15 protein-coding genes are annotated in these 14656 nt (G+C 72.1%); 6 read left to right on the forward strand and 9 right to left on the reverse strand.

From position 1 onward, the window contains the following. The 3 genes from N912_RS66995 to N912_RS63465 all read right to left on the reverse strand — a co-directional run. Nucleotides 1-518: hypothetical protein (locus N912_RS66995; RefSeq protein WP_211261227.1), on the reverse strand; the 518-nt coding region annotated here is incomplete at its 3' end. Then, nucleotides 511-1056, reverse strand: coding sequence for a hypothetical protein (locus N912_RS63460; protein ID WP_156993499.1), 546 nt, complete (start codon nucleotides 1054-1056; stop codon nucleotides 511-513). The genes N912_RS66995 and N912_RS63460, both read right to left, overlap by 8 nt. Continuing rightward, complete coding sequence (locus N912_RS63465; protein ID WP_156993502.1) at nucleotides 990-2606, reverse strand: ATP-binding protein; 1617 nt, start codon at nucleotides 2604-2606, stop codon at nucleotides 990-992. Before N912_RS63465 ends, N912_RS63460 begins: the two co-directional genes overlap by 67 nt. A gap of 156 nt (nucleotides 2607-2762) precedes the next feature. Between N912_RS63465 and N912_RS0113150 the strand changes: the two genes are divergently transcribed. Then, a complete protein-coding gene (locus N912_RS0113150) occupies nucleotides 2763-3119 on the forward strand; it encodes a hypothetical protein (RefSeq protein WP_156993505.1) in 357 nt (118 codons plus the stop codon). A gap of 24 nt (nucleotides 3120-3143) precedes the next feature. Here the strand turns inward: N912_RS0113150 and N912_RS0113155 are convergent, their stop codons facing one another. From N912_RS0113155 to N912_RS0113170, 4 genes are all read right to left on the reverse strand, one after another. Further along, nucleotides 3144-4040, reverse strand: coding sequence for an amino acid ABC transporter permease (locus tag N912_RS0113155; RefSeq protein ID WP_028922801.1), 897 nt, complete (start codon nucleotides 4038-4040; stop codon nucleotides 3144-3146). After that, nucleotides 4037-4684: an amino acid ABC transporter permease gene (locus N912_RS0113160; protein ID WP_028922802.1), complete on the reverse strand. Its 648-nt coding sequence runs from the start codon at nucleotides 4682-4684 to the stop codon at nucleotides 4037-4039. Before N912_RS0113160 ends, N912_RS0113155 begins: the two co-directional genes overlap by 4 nt. A gap of 185 nt (nucleotides 4685-4869) precedes the next feature. After that, entirely contained in the window at nucleotides 4870-5760 is an 891-nt protein-coding gene (locus N912_RS0113165) for a glutamate ABC transporter substrate-binding protein (RefSeq protein WP_028922803.1), read from the reverse strand. A 52-nt stretch (nucleotides 5761-5812) separates the two neighbouring features. After that, nucleotides 5813-6541 (reverse strand): amino acid ABC transporter ATP-binding protein, encoded by a 729-nt coding sequence (locus N912_RS0113170; protein ID WP_028922804.1) that lies wholly within the window; start codon nucleotides 6539-6541, stop codon nucleotides 5813-5815. 160 nt (nucleotides 6542-6701) lie between these two features. Between N912_RS0113170 and N912_RS0113175 the strand changes: the two genes are divergently transcribed. Continuing rightward, complete coding sequence (locus N912_RS0113175) at nucleotides 6702-7382, forward strand: response regulator transcription factor (protein WP_028922805.1); 681 nt, start codon at nucleotides 6702-6704, stop codon at nucleotides 7380-7382. 9 nt (nucleotides 7383-7391) lie between these two features. Beyond that, entirely contained in the window at nucleotides 7392-8804 is a 1413-nt protein-coding gene (locus N912_RS51555; RefSeq protein ID WP_051580120.1) for a sensor histidine kinase, read from the forward strand. Here N912_RS51555 and N912_RS0113185 read toward each other — a convergent pair. Beyond that, nucleotides 8795-9799: a TAXI family TRAP transporter solute-binding subunit gene (locus N912_RS0113185; RefSeq protein WP_051580121.1), complete on the reverse strand. Its 1005-nt coding sequence runs from the start codon at nucleotides 9797-9799 to the stop codon at nucleotides 8795-8797. The genes N912_RS51555 and N912_RS0113185 overlap by 10 nt on opposite strands. A 94-nt stretch (nucleotides 9800-9893) precedes the next feature. Here N912_RS0113185 and miaB point away from each other — a divergent pair, with 94 nt between their 5' ends. Further along, nucleotides 9894-11351: a tRNA (N6-isopentenyl adenosine(37)-C2)-methylthiotransferase MiaB gene (miaB, locus tag N912_RS0113190; RefSeq protein ID WP_028922807.1), complete on the forward strand. Its 1458-nt coding sequence runs from the start codon at nucleotides 9894-9896 to the stop codon at nucleotides 11349-11351. Next, complete coding sequence (locus N912_RS0113195; RefSeq protein ID WP_037064302.1) at nucleotides 11351-11824, forward strand: Rv2732c family membrane protein; 474 nt, start codon at nucleotides 11351-11353, stop codon at nucleotides 11822-11824. Before miaB ends, N912_RS0113195 begins: the two co-directional genes overlap by 1 nt. Here the strand turns inward: N912_RS0113195 and N912_RS51560 are convergent. Further along, nucleotides 11821-13161, reverse strand: a complete 1341-nt coding sequence (locus N912_RS51560) for a DUF349 domain-containing protein (RefSeq protein ID WP_084210929.1) — start codon at nucleotides 13159-13161, stop codon at nucleotides 11821-11823. The two genes, N912_RS0113195 and N912_RS51560, sit on opposite strands and share 4 nt — an antisense overlap. A 559-nt stretch (nucleotides 13162-13720) precedes the next feature. Here N912_RS51560 and miaA point away from each other — a divergent pair. Beyond that, the gene (miaA, locus tag N912_RS0113205) at nucleotides 13721-14650 is read left to right on the forward strand and encodes a tRNA (adenosine(37)-N6)-dimethylallyltransferase MiaA (RefSeq protein ID WP_028922809.1); all 930 of its coding nucleotides are present in this window, start codon (nucleotides 13721-13723) and stop codon (nucleotides 14648-14650) included. Nucleotides 14651-14656: the final 6 nt, after the last annotated feature.

The following is a 14656-nucleotide window of genomic DNA, read 5'->3' on the forward strand; positions in this document are numbered from 1 at the left end:
GCTCGACGCTCGACGCTCGACGCTCGACGCTCGACGCTCGACGCTCGCACAAGAATACCCGATGACCAGGGGAAATACGGGTGGCAGGCGACGGCCAGCCGGTCAGCGAGATCGGTCGCGGAGATCTCGATGTCCTCGGTGCGCGCATCGAGGCCGAACAACAGCGGACGCCCGGCCGAGGCCCGCGCGGCGGTCTCGACCAGGTCGTCGAGTCGGAGCATGCTCCTGGGCCGGCCTGGAACGCTGTCCGGCAGCACCAGCGCCCATATGTCACCGGCCCTGCGAACGAAACGAGTGACCGCGCCGCTCACGACGAGTAACAACGGATCGCCGGGTCGGGCCAGGTTCTTCGATATGGCGGCCAACATCGTCGCGGGCGATGTCAGCTGTCCCGGACGGACGATGCTGACCTCGGCCCCAAAACGGTCACGTAAGCCATCGGCCATGTCGTGCCACCGCTCCGGCCGTTCGGGAGCACAGCGCACCAGCATTGCCCTGGCGAACGGACGATCAGTCACCGCCGGTCGTCCAGTCCGTGAACCTCAGCCGGGGCTTTCCGGTTACCCGCATGCGGCGCCATGGCATCCACAGGCATCGGGCGGCTTCGGTGACCACCGCCTCCGCCTCGGCCTGTTCGCCACGTAACGGGAGGTATGCGGCGGCCCGCGCGGCTTCGGATGCGGTGTCACGGGCGCGGCGCACACGCCCGGCGAACAGGTGCAGGCGTGCCTCGGTGAGCTGGAGCCTGGCGAGCTGACGGCTGTCGCGGTACTCGGTGGCGATCGCTTTCGCCTGTGCCGTCAGGTCCTCGGCCTCGCGCTGATCGCCGCGCATCAGCCGCACCTCGGCCAGGTCCCGCAGCGCATACGCCTTGCCTCGCTCCCACGGCATGCGTTCGCACTCGTCGCGGAACCGGAGCACGGTGGCCTCGCATGCGTCCAGGTCGCCGAGGTGGAACTGGGCCGCGCCGACCAGGGACAGAATGTCGATCATGGTGTTGGGATCGCGGGCCTCCCGGGCCATGCGCTCGGCATCCTCCGACAGCACGACGTCCAACGCCTCTCTGGCCAGGCCCGCCCGGTAGAGCCGGAAACCTTCACAGCGCAGTTGCCGGGCGATCTCCCGCGCCGAGCCCGCTCGGCGCGCGATCTCCAGACCGGTCGCCGCGGCGCGCGCGGCCTCGGCATCCTCACCCCGGATCGCGTGTGTCGAGGACACCACCGAGAGCGCGAGCGACTGCTCCTCGACCAACCCGGCCGAGCCGGCCGCGCGGAAAGCCACCCGACCCAGCGTGATCCGATCATCGAACAGGCCGAGGGTGAGCAGGATGTCGTACACGGCGGCGAACAGATCGAGACACAGCCGGTGCTGGCCGTTGTCGGCCAGGTCCTGGATGAGCGTCCGGATCGCTTCGACATGGGTCGCCGCCCCGGCGGCGTCCTCCCAGTCTCTGCCGAACCGCTCCGCCAGCGCCCTGGCGAGGCGGGTGCGGGCTTGATCCTGTCGCTCGGTGTCGGTGTGGTCGAGGACGAATCGGCGCAGGGCCGGCGGGCATCGGTAGATCGTGCGGCCGAGCGCCTGGCGGACTCGACCAGCCCGTCGATCCACAGCCGGCGCAGGGCCAGCTTCGTGTCGGGCTCGGGCCGGGCCAGGGCGATGGCCACCTGGCTCAGGTCGGCGCCGGACACCAGGAGAGCGCACGTGGCCAGCGCGGCTCGCGCGTCCGCGGACAGTTCCGTCCAGATGACGCCGTACAGCGTGTCCATCCCGCCGGCGCCGGATTCGATCTCGTCGAGCAGCTCGGCGACCGTGCCGGGCTGGCCGGCACACGCGGTGACGAACAGCCTGATCGCGCGCGGGTTGCCGCCGACGAGCCGGTGCACCCGCGCCATGATGGACTCATCCGCGGCGCTCAGCCCGTCGACCTTGGACCGTTCGGCCTCCCGCACGACCAAGGCCCGCGCGTCCTCCCTGGGGAGCTCGGTCACCGTCACCCGAGGGCCGCTCAGCACGCCGACGGTGTTGGAACTGATGATCGCGCGCGACCCGGACGGCAGCATCTCGAACAGCTCACGCAGCGGCGCCGGCTCATCCGACCGCAGGCGCAGGTTGTCCACCACGAAGACGGTGGGGTTGGCGGCCAGGTACGAGCGGATCGCGTGCGCCTTCTCCGCCGGGGCGGTGGTCAGGGAGCGTACCCCGCTGTGCAGGCCCAGCTTCCGCGCCAGGTCAGGCAGGTCCGGGCAGGCGTTCTGCGCGTCGATCCAGAACAGCGCCGCATGCTTGGCCACCTTGCCCCGGCGGTTGCCGGTGGCCGCGAAGCGGTGTGCGGCCACCAGGACGAGCGCGCTCTTGCCCACACCGCGGCCGCCTTCGACCGTGATGATCGGTTCGCCGGAGGCCATGTACCCCAGGATCTGCGCGAGTTCGGCGACCCGGTCGACGAGCGTGACCGGGGCCGGCAGCAGGGTGGCCGGCCCAGATTCCTCGGTCGCTTTCGCTTTCCGTTCCCGTCGGTCGGCGAGAATTTTCGGTAGGCCGATCGCCGTAAGCGCAACAGCGATGACAGGGATCCAAATGCGGATTTCCGTAAGCACGTCCGGCATCGGCTCCCCCTTGGCACGTCGGACCCGCGGCACGTCGGCCGAAGATTACCGGTCGCCGGCTTCCCTCGGTGCCATACTTCAAGGATCGCTCCCGATCGGTGCGCGGAGGTGATGAGAATGTCGGCACGATGGACCGGCCAACACCCGCTCGTCACCGTGCACAGCTTCGTGATCGGCGATCGCCGTGTCGACGTCGACTCGGCCGAGCTTCGCGTCATCGCCTCGGCGGGTTACCGGCCGGGCCTGGTGCCGGAGGAGCAGGTGGCCACGTTCGGTGCCGACCCGAGCACCGAGCCCGGCGTGTACATCACCGGCGGCGAGAGCCACCCGACACGGTGGACGCGCGTCGATCACGTCGTCGCAATGCCCGCCACGGACGGCTCGCCGCTGTTGCGGTTTCGAGCGGTCGGCGGCAACAAGTTGCCCACAGCCTTCCTGGAAACGGCCAGGCGTACCCGCCGCGTCCTTGTCATAGTCGGCAACGCGGACCGGCGGACGGTCATCCTCTATTAGGAGGGTTATTCATATCCGGGAGGCTCAGACGCCGGCGCCGCCGCCCTGGGCCTGGGCGGACAGCACCTCGCTCTCGGCTTCGCCCTTGATCTTCGGGTCCAGGGCCAGCCGCTTCTTGCTGCGCCGGGTGCGCCGCTCCAGGTAGTTGGCCAGCGCCGAGAGCAGCAGGCACATCGTGATGTAGAGCGCCGCCACCACGATGGCGACCGGGATGATCGGCAGCCCCAGCTGGCCCTGGCTGCCAAGGAAGCGGGCCTGGTAGAGCAGCTCCGGGTACAGGATCAGGAACCCGAGCGCGGTGTCCTTGAGCACCACGACGAGCTGGCTGACGATCGTCGGCAGCATCGCGCGCAGCGCCTGGGGCAGCAGCACGTTGGTCATGACCTGCGTCTTGCGCATGCCCAGCGCAAACGCGGCCTCCCGCTGGCCGGTGGGCAGCGCGCGCACGCCGGCGCGGAAGACCTCGGCGAGCACCGAGCCGTTGTAGAGCATCAGGCCGAGCACCAGCGCCCAGAACACCGGGATGTCGACGCCGACGCCCCGGGACACCCCGTAATACAGGATGAAGATCAGGATCAGCAGCGGCACCGCGCGGAAGAACTCCACGATGACCGCGGCGGGGCGGTTGAGCCAGCGGTGGTCGGACAGCCGACCGGCCGCGAACACGGCCCCGAACAGCAGCGACAGCACGGCGGCCACCGCGAACGCCTTGAGCGTCGCCAGCAGCGACTGGATCAGCAGCACCTGGATGGTCTGGTACTCGATCCACTCCCAGACCCTGGCGTCGAACTGGCCGGTGACCGTGAGCCGGTAGAGCACGAAACCGACCAGCGCGAGCACCAGCAGGGTGCCGAGCACCCCGGTGCCGAGGTTGCGGGCGCGTGCCTTCGGGCCTGGCACGTCGTACAGCACGGCGGTCATCGGGCCACGCTCCAGCGGCGCTCCAGCCGTTGCTGGAAGGCGGTCAGCGGGATCACGAGTATCACGAACCCGGCGGCCACCCAGAGCAGCCCGACCAGCACGTTGTAGCCGCGCTCGGAGAGCGTCTGGTACAGGCTGCCGGCCTCGGCCACCGAGAAGCCGGCGGCGATGGTGGTGTTCTTCAGCAACGCGATCTCGATGTTCGTCAGCGGCGGGATCACCGAGCGGACCGCCTGCGGCAGGACTATCGAACCCAGGGTCTGGGAGAACGTGAAGCCGAGCGCCCGGGACGCCTCGGCCTGGCCGACCGGCACCGTGTTGATGCCGGACCTGACCACCTCACAGACGAACGCCGAGGTGTACACGATCAGAGCGGCGCAGGCCCTGGTGAAGAACGAGAGGTCCAGGATCTCCAGCCTCGGGTAGGCGAAGGCGAAGAAGAAGAACACCAGGGTCAGCGGCGTGTTGCGGACCGTGTTGACGTAGACGGTGCCGAACGAGCGCAGCACCGGGACCGGGCTGACCCGCATGGCCGCGAGCAGCATCCCGCCGATCAACGAGCCGATCGCCGCGATCACGAACAGCTCGACGGTCTGGAGAAACGCCTGCCCGAACAGTCCGAGGTTGTCCACGAGGACGTTCACGCCAGTACTCCCTGTCGGATTCGTCCGTTCCCCGGCGTGGACACCCGCCGCCGGGGAACGGACCTGAGACTCAGTGACTCCTATTCTGAGGGTTGTTCACGAATCGCCTTCGGCGATCAAACCGCCTGATCCAGCCACTCGGACGAGCCTCCGGCCCGCCCTCGCGCCAGGAGCGTGAACAACCCTCAGTACCTCTGCAGCTTCGGCACGCTGCTCGTGGTGCCGGACTTGCCCAGGGTGCCGTCGTAGATCTTCTGCCAGGTGCCGTCGTCGAACGACGCCTGCAGGATGTCGTTCACCTTGTCCCGCAGGGCCTTGTCGTCATGGTTCAGGCCGACCCCGTAGGGCTCGCTGGAGAACGAGTTGCCGACCAGCTTCAGCTTGTCCGGCGACTGTGCGGCGAAGCCCTTGAGGATCGCGTCGTCGGTGGTCATCACGTCGACCTGCTTGTTGAGCAGCTGGTCCACGCACTGGCTGTAGGTCTGGAACTGGACGATGTTGTTCGGCTCGGTGAGCTGCTGCTGCTGGACCCGCTGGATCGGCGTGGACCCGGTCACCGAGCAGACCTTCTTGCCCTTGAGGGTGTCCTTGCTGGTGATCGAGTTGTCGTCCTTGCGCACCAGCAGGCTCTGGCCGGCCTCGAAGTACGGCCCGGCGAAGGAGACCCGCTGCTTGCGGTTGTCGTTGATGGTGTAGGTGCCGACGTAGAAGTCCACCTCGCCCCGGGAGATCGCGTCCTCCCGAGCGGCCGACGGCACAGTCTTGTAGTCGATCTTGTCGGGGCCGTAGCCCAGCTTGGCCGCGACCAGCCTGCCGATCTCAACGTCGAAGCCGGAGAACTGGTTGGTGGTGGCGTCCTTGAACCCGAGCCCGGGCTGGTCGTCCTTGACGCCCATGATCAGCCGGCCGCGTTGCTTGATCTTGTCGAAGGTGGGGGAGCCCGGTACCTGGACGTTGGAGGCCACCTGCTGGTCGACCACGGGGCCGCCGCCTCCGCCGGGGGCGCCCTCCTTACCGCATCCGGTGAGTGACAGGGCGCCTACCAGGAGCCCCACGGCGAGCGTTCGCCACTTCATCTGCTTCTCCGTCTCGTGTCTTACGGGTGGGTCGTTGGAGCGCAGACTAGCCCTAATGGGTGAGGATTTTGCTCAAGAAGTCCTTCGCGCGCTCGGATCGGGGGGAGGTGAAGAACTCGTCGGGGCTGGCGTCCTCCACGACCTCGCCGTCGGCCATGAAGCAGACCCGGTTCGCCGCGCGGCGGGCGAAGCCCATCTCGTGGGTCACCACGAGCATGGTCATGCCGTCGCGGGCCAGGCCGGTCATGACGTCCAGCACCTCCTGGACCATCTCCGGGTCCAGCGCCGAGGTGGGCTCGTCGAAGAGCATGACCTTGGGGCGCATGGCCAGCGCGCGGGCGATGGCGGCGCGCTGCTGCTGGCCACCGGAGAGCTGGGCCGGGTACTTGTCGCGCTGGTTGGCGATGCCGACGCGGCCGAGCAGCTCCATGCCGCGCTCCTCGGCGTCCGCCTTCGACGACCTGCGCACCTTGACCGGGGCGAGCGTGACGTTCTCCAGGATGGTCTTGTGCGCGAACAGGTTGAAGCTCTGGAACACCATGCCGACGTCGGCGCGCAGCCTCGCCAGGTCCCTGCCCTCGGCGGGCAGCGGTTTGCCGTCGATCTCGATGGTGCCGTTGTCGATGGGCTCAAGCCGGTTGATCGCGCGGCACAGCGTGGACTTGCCGGAACCGGACGGGCCGAGGACCACGACGACCTGGCCGGCGTCGACCTCCAGGTTGATGTCCTTGAGCACGTGCAGCTCGCCGAAGTGCTTGTCCACGTGGACCATACGGATCATGGGGGCGCCGTTGGAGGTGGACGCGTCCTCGGTCATGTACGTCCTCCCGGGTCGTTGGGCGAAACCTAGGTGTCCCTGCCCACACTCGTCTAGGCGTTTGGGGAACACTTAGGGTCTCACTTGGGTCACGTAGGGGTGATCTATCACAGGGAGCGACACGGTGCGGATTCTGCTGGTCGAGGACGACGACCGGGTTGCGGCCGCGCTCAAGCCGGCGCTGCGTCGCCACGGGATGACGATGATACGGCTCTCCACCGGCCGTGACGTGCTGACACATCTGGCCGACGTGGACGTGGTGCTGCTCGACCTCGGGCTGCCGGACGTGGACGGCGTCGACGTGTGCCGCACCATCCGGGAGGCCACCGACCTGCCGATCATCATCGTGTCGGCCCGGGGCGAGGTGGACGACCGGATCCTCGGGCTGCACTCGGGCGCGGACGACTACCTGGTCAAGCCCTATGACGTGGGCGAGCTGGTGGCCAGGGTGGAGGCGGTCTACCGGCGGCGGCGGGCGGCGCTGCCCGGGGTCGGGACGCCCGAGCTGATCGAGATCGAAGGGGTGTCGCTGGACCTGGCCCGGCACACCGTGGTGGTGGACGGCGCCCAGGTGACGCTGTCCCGCAAGGAGTTCCAGGTGCTCGCCATGCTGGCCACCGCCGGCGGCGCGGTGTGCACCAGGAACCGGATCGTGGCCGAGGTGTGGGGGCGCAGCTGGCCGGGGGCGAACCGGACGCTGGACGTGCACGTGGCCACCCTGCGCACCAAGCTGGGACGCCCCGAGCTGGTGCAGACCGTGCGCGGCGTGGGGTATCGCCTGGGCCTGCCCGCCCCGGCGGAGTAGGGGCCACCGGTGCGTCGCCGGTTGCTGGTCACCGTCATGGTGATGGTGGCGATGGTGCTGGTCGGGCTCGGGGTGCCGCTGGCGCTCAGCGACGCCCGGACCGCCACCCAGCGCCAGTTCGTGGACCGGCTGGCCGACACCGTGCGGTTCGCCTCGCTGTCCCAGCGGGCGGTGGTGGAGGACGACCCGTCCGCGGTCGCGGCCGAGATGCGCCGCTACGACGAGGTGTACGGCATCGCGGTGGTGCTGCTGTCCCGGGACGGCAGGCCGCTGGCCGAGTCCCGCCCCGGGCTGGCGGTGGCCGATGCGGACCGGGTGTCGGTGGCGCTCACCGGCCGCCGCTCCGAGCCCTACCCGGCGATCATGCCGTGGACCGAGGGCGCGATGCTGCTGGCCGAGCCGGTGCTGGTGGACGGCGAGGTGCGCGGGGCCGCGGTCACGGTGTCGCCCACCGGCGCGCTGCGCAACGAGCTGCTGGCCGAGTGGCTGGTGCTGCTCGCGGCCGGGCTGATCGCGCTCGGGCTGGCCGCGCTGGCCGCGCTCCCGGTGGTGCGCTGGATCATGCGGCCGGTGCAGCTCCTGGACTCCGGGCTGCCCAGGGTGGCCGCCGCCGTGCTCGCCGGGCGGGCCGCCGAGCCGGTCGGGGACGGTCGCGGCCCGGCCGAGCTGCGCCGCCTGATCGGCTCGTTCGACAAGATGGCGGCCACCGTGAGCCAGGCGCTCGCCGCCCAGCGCGGGTTCGTCGCCGACGCCAGCCACCAGCTGCGCAACCCGCTCACCGCGCTGCGGCTGCGGCTGAACAACCTGGACAGCCACGTCGACCCGACCGCCGCCGAGGAGCACCAGGCCGCGATGGAGGAGGCCGACCGGCTGGCCGACGTGCTGGACGGCCTGCTCGCGCTGGCCAAGGCGGAGCGGGCCGCGGCCGAGGCGGAGACGATCGAGCTGGACCGGGCGCTGGACGACCGGCTGGACGCCTGGGGGGTGCTCGCCGAGCACGAGCGGCTGGCGCTGCGCCGGACCGGGGACACCGGGCTGCGCGCGCACGCCCCGGCGGGCACCGTGGAGACGGTGCTGGACGCGGTGCTGGACAACGCGATCAAGTTCAGCCCGCCGGGCGGCGAGATCGTCGTGCGCACCGAGGCGGACGGCGAGGACGTGCTGGTTTCGGTGCGCGACCACGGGCCGGGGCTGAGCGAGGATGAACTGGAGCGCGCCACCGACCGGTTCTGGCGCAGCCCGTCGCAGCACAACGTGGAGGGCTCCGGGCTCGGGCTGGCCATCGCGCGCAGCAGCGCCCGGCAGTGCGGCGGTGAGCTGAGCCTGCGGCGGCCGAGCGGCGGCGGGCTGCGGGTGGTGCTGCGGCTGCCGGCCGTCCCGGCGGTCAGCGGCGCCGGCGTGGTGGCGCAGGATCAGTCGTAGTCCTTGAGCTCGCGGTAGTAGCGCTCGGCGCCGGGGTGCAGCGGCACCGGCTGGGTGCCGATCGCGGAGCGGGTGTCGATGGCCCGGCCGGCGGGGTTCGCCCTGACCAGCCGCTCGCGCTCGTCGAACATGGCCTCCACCAGCCCGCCGGCCAGCTCGTCGGGCATCTGCGCGGCGACCAGCAGGAAGTTGCGCACCAGCAGGGCGGTCACCGGGGCCGGGATGCCGTAGGTGCCCGCCGTCACGGTGCCCACGTCGTACACCGGGTACCGGTGGCGGACCGCGGTGGCCACCTCGGCCAGGTCGAGCAGCCGGATCGGGCGCACCTTGGCCAGGGCGGTGAGCCCGACGGTGGGCAGCCCGCCGGTCCAGAAGAACGCCTCGATCCGCCCGTCGCGCAGCGCGGCCACCGACTCGTCCAGGCCGAGCAGGCTGGCCTGCAGGTCGTTGCCGGGGGACAGCCCGGCCGCCTCCAGCAGCCGCTTCGCCGCGACCAGCACGCCGGAGTCGGCGGCGCCCAGGGAGACACGGTGGCCGCGCAGGTCCGCGAGCCGGGTGATCGGCGAGTCGGCCGGCACCACCACCTGCAGCGCGTCGTCGTAGATCCTGGCCAGCGCCCTGGGCATCCGGCCGGGCGCGGACGGGGCGGCCAGCGCGGCGTCCGCCACGTCGGCGGTGGCGAAGATGACGTCCACCGAGCCGGCGCCCAGCAGCGTCAGGTTGTCCACCGAGCCGGCGGTGGGGCGCACCACCGGCCGCTGGGCCAGCTCCAGCCGGTTCTGCCAGGCGTCCGCCAGCGCGCCCCCGAGCGTGTAGTAGACGCCCTGGGAGAAGCCGGTGCCCAGGGTCAGCCGGGTGCCGGCCAGCCGGGAGCCGCAGCCCGGCAGGCTCGCCGCGACGGCGGTGGCGGCTGTGGCGGCGGAGGCGCGCAGCACGGCACGGCGCGGGATCCGGACCCGGCCCTGGGCACGGTCGCTGGCCGTGATGCGCGGCATCCGGGCATACTGCCGGGTGACCGGGGTCGCGCGCCACAGCGGACGGCCGATCCCGCGCCCTCCCGCCGGTATGTCCGGTCGTACCCTGGACGGCGTGACTCGCAGCTACGCGATCCGCACCTACGGATGTCAGATGAACGCTCACGACTCCGAGCGGTTGGCCGGCATGCTCGAGTCCGCCGGCTACCGGCCGGTCGCCCAGGACGGCGAACAGGCCGACGTGGTGGTGTTCAACACCTGCGCGGTGCGGGAGAACGCGGACAACCGGCTGTACGGCAACCTCGGGCACCTGCGGCCGGTCAAGGACGCGCACCCGGGCATGCAGATCGCGGTCGGCGGCTGCCTGGCGCAGAAGGACAGGGCCGAGATCGTGCGCAGGGCGCCCTGGGTGGACGTGGTGTTCGGCACCCACAACCTGGGCTCGCTGCCCGCGCTGCTGGAGCGCGCCCGGCACAACCAGGCCGCCCAGGTGGAGATCAAGGAGTCGCTGGAGGTCTTCCCGTCCACGCTGCCCGCGCGCCGGGAGTCGGCGTACGCGGCCTGGGTGTCCATCTCCGTGGGGTGCAACAACACCTGCACCTTCTGCATCGTGCCGTCGCTGCGCGGCAAGGAGGTGGACCGCCGGCCCGGCGAGGTGCTCGCCGAGGTGTCCGCGCTGGCCGCCGAGGGCGTGCTGGAGGTGACCCTGCTCGGGCAGAACGTCAACTCCTACGGCGTCGAGTTCGGCGATCGGGCCGCGTTCGGCAAGCTGCTGCGGGCCTGCGGGGACATCGACGGGCTGGAGCGGGTGCGGTTCACCTCGCCGCACCCGCGCGACTTCACCGGTGACGTGATCGCGGCGATGGCCGAGACGCCGGTGGTCTGCCCGCAGCTGCACATGCCGCTGCAGTCCGGCTCGGACGCGGTGCTGCGCGCGATGCGCCGCTCGTACCGGTCGGGTCGGTACCTGTCCATCCTGGACGAGGTGCGGGCGGCCATCCCGGACGCGGCGATCAGCACGGACATCATCGTCGGGTTCCCCGGCGAGACGGACGCCGACTTCGAGGCCACCCTGGACGTGGTGCGCGCGGCCCGGTTCGCGCAGGCGTTCACCTTCCAGTACTCGCCCCGGCCGGGCACCCCGGCCGCCTCGCTGGACGGCCAGGTGCCCAAGGCCGTCGTCTCGGAGCGCTACCAGCGGCTGGTCGCGGTGCAGGAGGAGATCTCCTGGGAGCTGAACCGCTCGTTGGTCGGGCGCACGGTCGAGGTGCTGGTGGCCGAGGGGGAGGGGCGCAAGGACGGCGCCACCCGCCGGATGAGCGGGCGGGCCAGGGACGGGCGGCTGGTGCACTTCGCGCCGGGGCCCGGGGTGCGGCCGGGGGACGTGGTGCACACCGAGATCACCTATGCCGCGCCGCACCACCTGGTCGCGGACGGGCCGCTGCGCGGCCACCGCAAGACCGCGGCCGGAGACCTCTACGAGCAGGGCAGGAGGCCGAGCCGGCCGACCGTGACCGGGCTCGGGTTGCCCGCGATCGGGCGCCCGGTGGCCACGGCTTCAGGAGGTGCGTGATGGAACCGGCGAACGGTTCGCTGGACCGGTTGGACAAGGAGCTTTCGGGCTTCCGGTCCTGGCCCCGGGTCGAGCCGGGGGTGTCGGCGATGGTGGTGGCGGTCGGCGTGCTGGTGTTGCTGGGCGGGTACGCGCTGCCCTGGGCCGGCTCGACCAGCGGCTGGAACGTGCTGGTCGGCAGCGGGCAGCTCGGCGTGCTGCCCCGGCTGTTCGTGATCACCTCGGTGTTGTTCGGGGTGCTCGGGTCGACCCTCGGGCTGATGACCCGGCTGTGGGCGGTGGGTTGGGCGTGCGCCCTGGGCGGCGGGTTCTCCGTGGTGAACGGGCTGTGGGCGGTGTGGTCGCGACAGACCGCCCCCGGAGCGCCCGGCCCCGGGGTCGGCCTGGTGCTGGCCGTGCTGGCGATGGCCCTGCTCACCCTGATGTGGGTGCGGATCGCCTGGACCCGGCCGGGCGGCCGCGAACACGGTTAACGCTGTACGGCCTTCTCGGCGGTGGCCAGCCACTCGCGCCACTGCTCGGCCTGGCCCTCGGCCTGCTCGGCGCGGCGGGTGTCCCCGGCCGCGCGGGCCTTGGCGGCCTGCGCCTCGAACTGCTGCACCCGGTCCCGGAACTGGGCGACCCTGGCGTCCGCCTCCGGGTCGCTGCGCCGCCAGCGGCGGTCCAGGTCGCCCCGGATGCGGTCCTCGGCGGCGCGCATCCGCTCCTCCAGCTCACGGATCCGCTCCCGGGGCACCTTGCCGGCCGCCTCCCAGCGCTCGTGGATGGAGCGCAGCGCGGCGCGGGCGCTGTCCGGGTTGCTGGTGTCGACCTGGGCGGCCTCGGCGAGCAGCTGCTCCTTGCGGGCGGCGTTGGCGGCGAACTCGGCGTCCCGCTCGGAGAACACCGAGGAACGGTGGCTGAAGAACGCCTCCTGCGCGGCCCGGAACCGCTGCCAGAGCGCGTCGTCGGCGTCCTTCTGCGCGCGGCCGGCGGCCTTCCAGTCCGCCATCAGCTGCTTGTACCGGGCCGCGGTGGCGCCCCACTCGGTGGACTCGCTCAGGCCCTCGGCCTCGGTGACCAGTTCTTCCTTGCGAGCCTTGGAGGCGGCCCGCTGGCGGTCCAGCTCGGCGAAGTGCGAGCCCCGGCGCCTGTTGAACGCGTCGCGGGCCCGGGAGAACCGCTTCCAGAGCTGCTCGTCGGCCTTGCGGTCGATGCCCCGGATGGTGCGCCACTCCTCCAGGATCGCCTTGAACCGGTCGCCGGCGTGCTTCCACTGGGTGGTGTTGGCGGCCAGGTCCTCGGCCTCGGCGGCCAGCCGCTCCTTGCGTTCGACGGCCTTCGCCCTGGACGCCTCGCGGGCCTCCTTCTCCCCGCTGATGGCCTCCTCGGCGCGCCCGACCAGCGCGTCCAGGTGCCTGGACAGCCCGGCCACGTCGCCGACCACGGCGGCGTCGGCGAGGCCGTCGCGGAGCTGGCGGGCGCTGGACAGGGTGTGCTTGGCGTCGCCGCTGCCGGCGGCCAGCCGGGAGGAGAGCAGCTCGACCTCGGTGAGCAGGTCGTCGAAGCGGCGGGCGAAGTGCGCGAGGCCCTCCGCCGGCGCGCCGGCCTGCCAGCTGCCGACCACCCGCTCGCCCTCCGGGGTGCGCAGGTAGACGGTGCCGTCGTCGGCCACCCGGCCCCAGCGGGACGGGTCGGTGCCGGCGGGCGGGACCGGGTGCACGATCGCGGCGGCCGCCGACGCCGGGGCGGGCGCGGGGGCGGCGGGTGCCGGGGCGGACGGGGGGTGCGGCGCGGACGGCGCTGGGGCGCGGGTCGCCTGGCCGGGCATCGGCATGGGACGCGGCCGGGGCGGGACCGGACCCGGCGTCCGACCGGCCGCCTGACCGGTCGCCGGCGGTGCGGGGCGCGGCGCGGGGGCGATCGGGACGGCCCGCGCCGGGTCGATCGCGGGCCGGTTCGTCTCCTCGGCCTCGGCGGCTCCCAGCTCCGCGCCAGCGGTGCCGGCCACGCCTGTCCAGATCCTCTCCTGCTGCCCCACGATCGGCCTCCCTGTTCCGGCCCGCTAGGTTCACGGCGGGCGCCCCGCGCGCGGCGGGGCCTTCACGTCGGGGTCGTGCTGTGACGCGCGACCCGTCCGCGATTCAAACAGCTCGGCCGGCCGTCCGAAACCAGATCGGGCCGATTCAGGCCCTCAGCGGCAGCTCCGGAGAGACGAGGAACCGAATCGACCCCCGGACGGGGCCGGATATAGCGAATATCCAGGTCATCCGGACCCGCGTGGGGCCGGGAGGCCGATCGTTAGGCTCGTCGACAGTGGGGTCGGCCGTGGGGAGGATGGTGGCGGTGGTGCGCGTGCCGCTGATGGTCTCTCAGCTCGCGGCGGCCCGATGAGCGGGCCCGTGCGGCTGGTCGCCGTCCTCGGCCCGACCGCGACCGGCAAGTCCGACCTCGCCGTGGAGCTGGCCACCCGGCTGGGCGGCGAGGTGCTCAACGCCGACGCCATGCAGCTGTACCGGGGCATGGACATCGGCACCGCCAAGCTCACCGTGGCGCAGCGGCGCGGCGTGCCACACCACCTGCTGGACGTCCTCGACGTCACCGAGACCGCGTCGGTCGCCGCCTACCAGCGCGACGCGCGGGCGATCGTGGAGCGGCTGCTCGCGGCCGGCCGCACGCCGGTGCTGGCCGGCGGCTCGGCGCTGTACCTGCGCGCGGTGCTGGACGAGATGTCGTTCCCCGGCACCGACCCGCGGGTGCGGCGGCGGCTGGAGCACGAGCTGGCCGAGGACGGGGCGGACGCGCTGCACGCCCGGCTGGCCCGGCTGGATCCGGAGACGGCGGCGGCGGTGCCTGTCGCGAACGGCCGGCGCATCGTGCGGGCGCTGGAGGTCATCGAGATCACCGGGCGGCCGCCGCGCGCCAGCCTGCCCGAGCTGGGACCGCCCCGGTACGACGCGGTGCTGCTCGGGCTGGACATGGTGACCGAGGAGCTGGACCGGCGGATCGAGCGGCGGGTGGAGCGAATGTTCGCCGCCGGGCTGGTGGACGAGGTGCGCGGGCTGGTCGGCGTTGGCCTGAGGGAGGGGCGGACGGCCTCGCGGGCGGTCGGCTACCAGCAGGTGCTGGCCGCGTTGGACGGCGGCGGTGACCTCGGTGACTTCGAGGTGGCCGCCGCCGAGACCGCGAGGGCCACCCGGCGGCTGGTGCGCAGGCAGCGGTCCTGGTTCCGGCGCGACGCTCGTATCGAGTGGCTGGACGCCTCGGAGGACCCGGTCGGGGCGGCGCTGCGCGGACTGCGGTCCGGCGTGGCTCAGTAGGCTGGG

Origin of the sequence: Actinospineispora acaciae DSM 45401 (assembly GCF_000620785.1) — a bacterium.
Lineage (GTDB): Bacteria > Actinomycetota > Actinomycetes > Mycobacteriales > Pseudonocardiaceae > Pseudonocardia > Pseudonocardia acaciae.

Excerpts from the sequence above, each read along its gene's own strand:
- N912_RS0113185 (WP_051580121.1), bottom strand. The coding sequence starts at position 9,799 with ATGCCGCGCATCACGGCCAGCGACCGTGCCCAGGGCCGGGTCCGGATC.
- N912_RS0113170 (WP_028922804.1), bottom strand. The coding sequence starts at position 6,541 with ATGATCCGTATGGTCCACGTGGACAAGCACTTCGGCGAGCTGCACGTG.
- N912_RS0113165 (WP_028922803.1), bottom strand. The coding sequence starts at position 5,760 with ATGAAGTGGCGAACGCTCGCCGTGGGGCTCCTGGTAGGCGCCCTGTCA.
- miaA (WP_028922809.1), top strand. The coding sequence starts at position 13,721 with ATGAGCGGGCCCGTGCGGCTGGTCGCCGTCCTCGGCCCGACCGCGACC.
- N912_RS0113195 (WP_037064302.1), top strand. The coding sequence starts at position 11,351 with ATGGAACCGGCGAACGGTTCGCTGGACCGGTTGGACAAGGAGCTTTCG.
- N912_RS51560 (WP_084210929.1), bottom strand. The coding sequence starts at position 13,161 with ATGCCCGGCCAGGCGACCCGCGCCCCAGCGCCGTCCGCGCCGCACCCC.
- N912_RS0113155 (WP_028922801.1), bottom strand. The coding sequence starts at position 4,040 with ATGACCGCCGTGCTGTACGACGTGCCAGGCCCGAAGGCACGCGCCCGC.
- N912_RS63465 (WP_156993502.1), bottom strand. The coding sequence starts at position 2,606 with ATGCCGGACGTGCTTACGGAAATCCGCATTTGGATCCCTGTCATCGCT.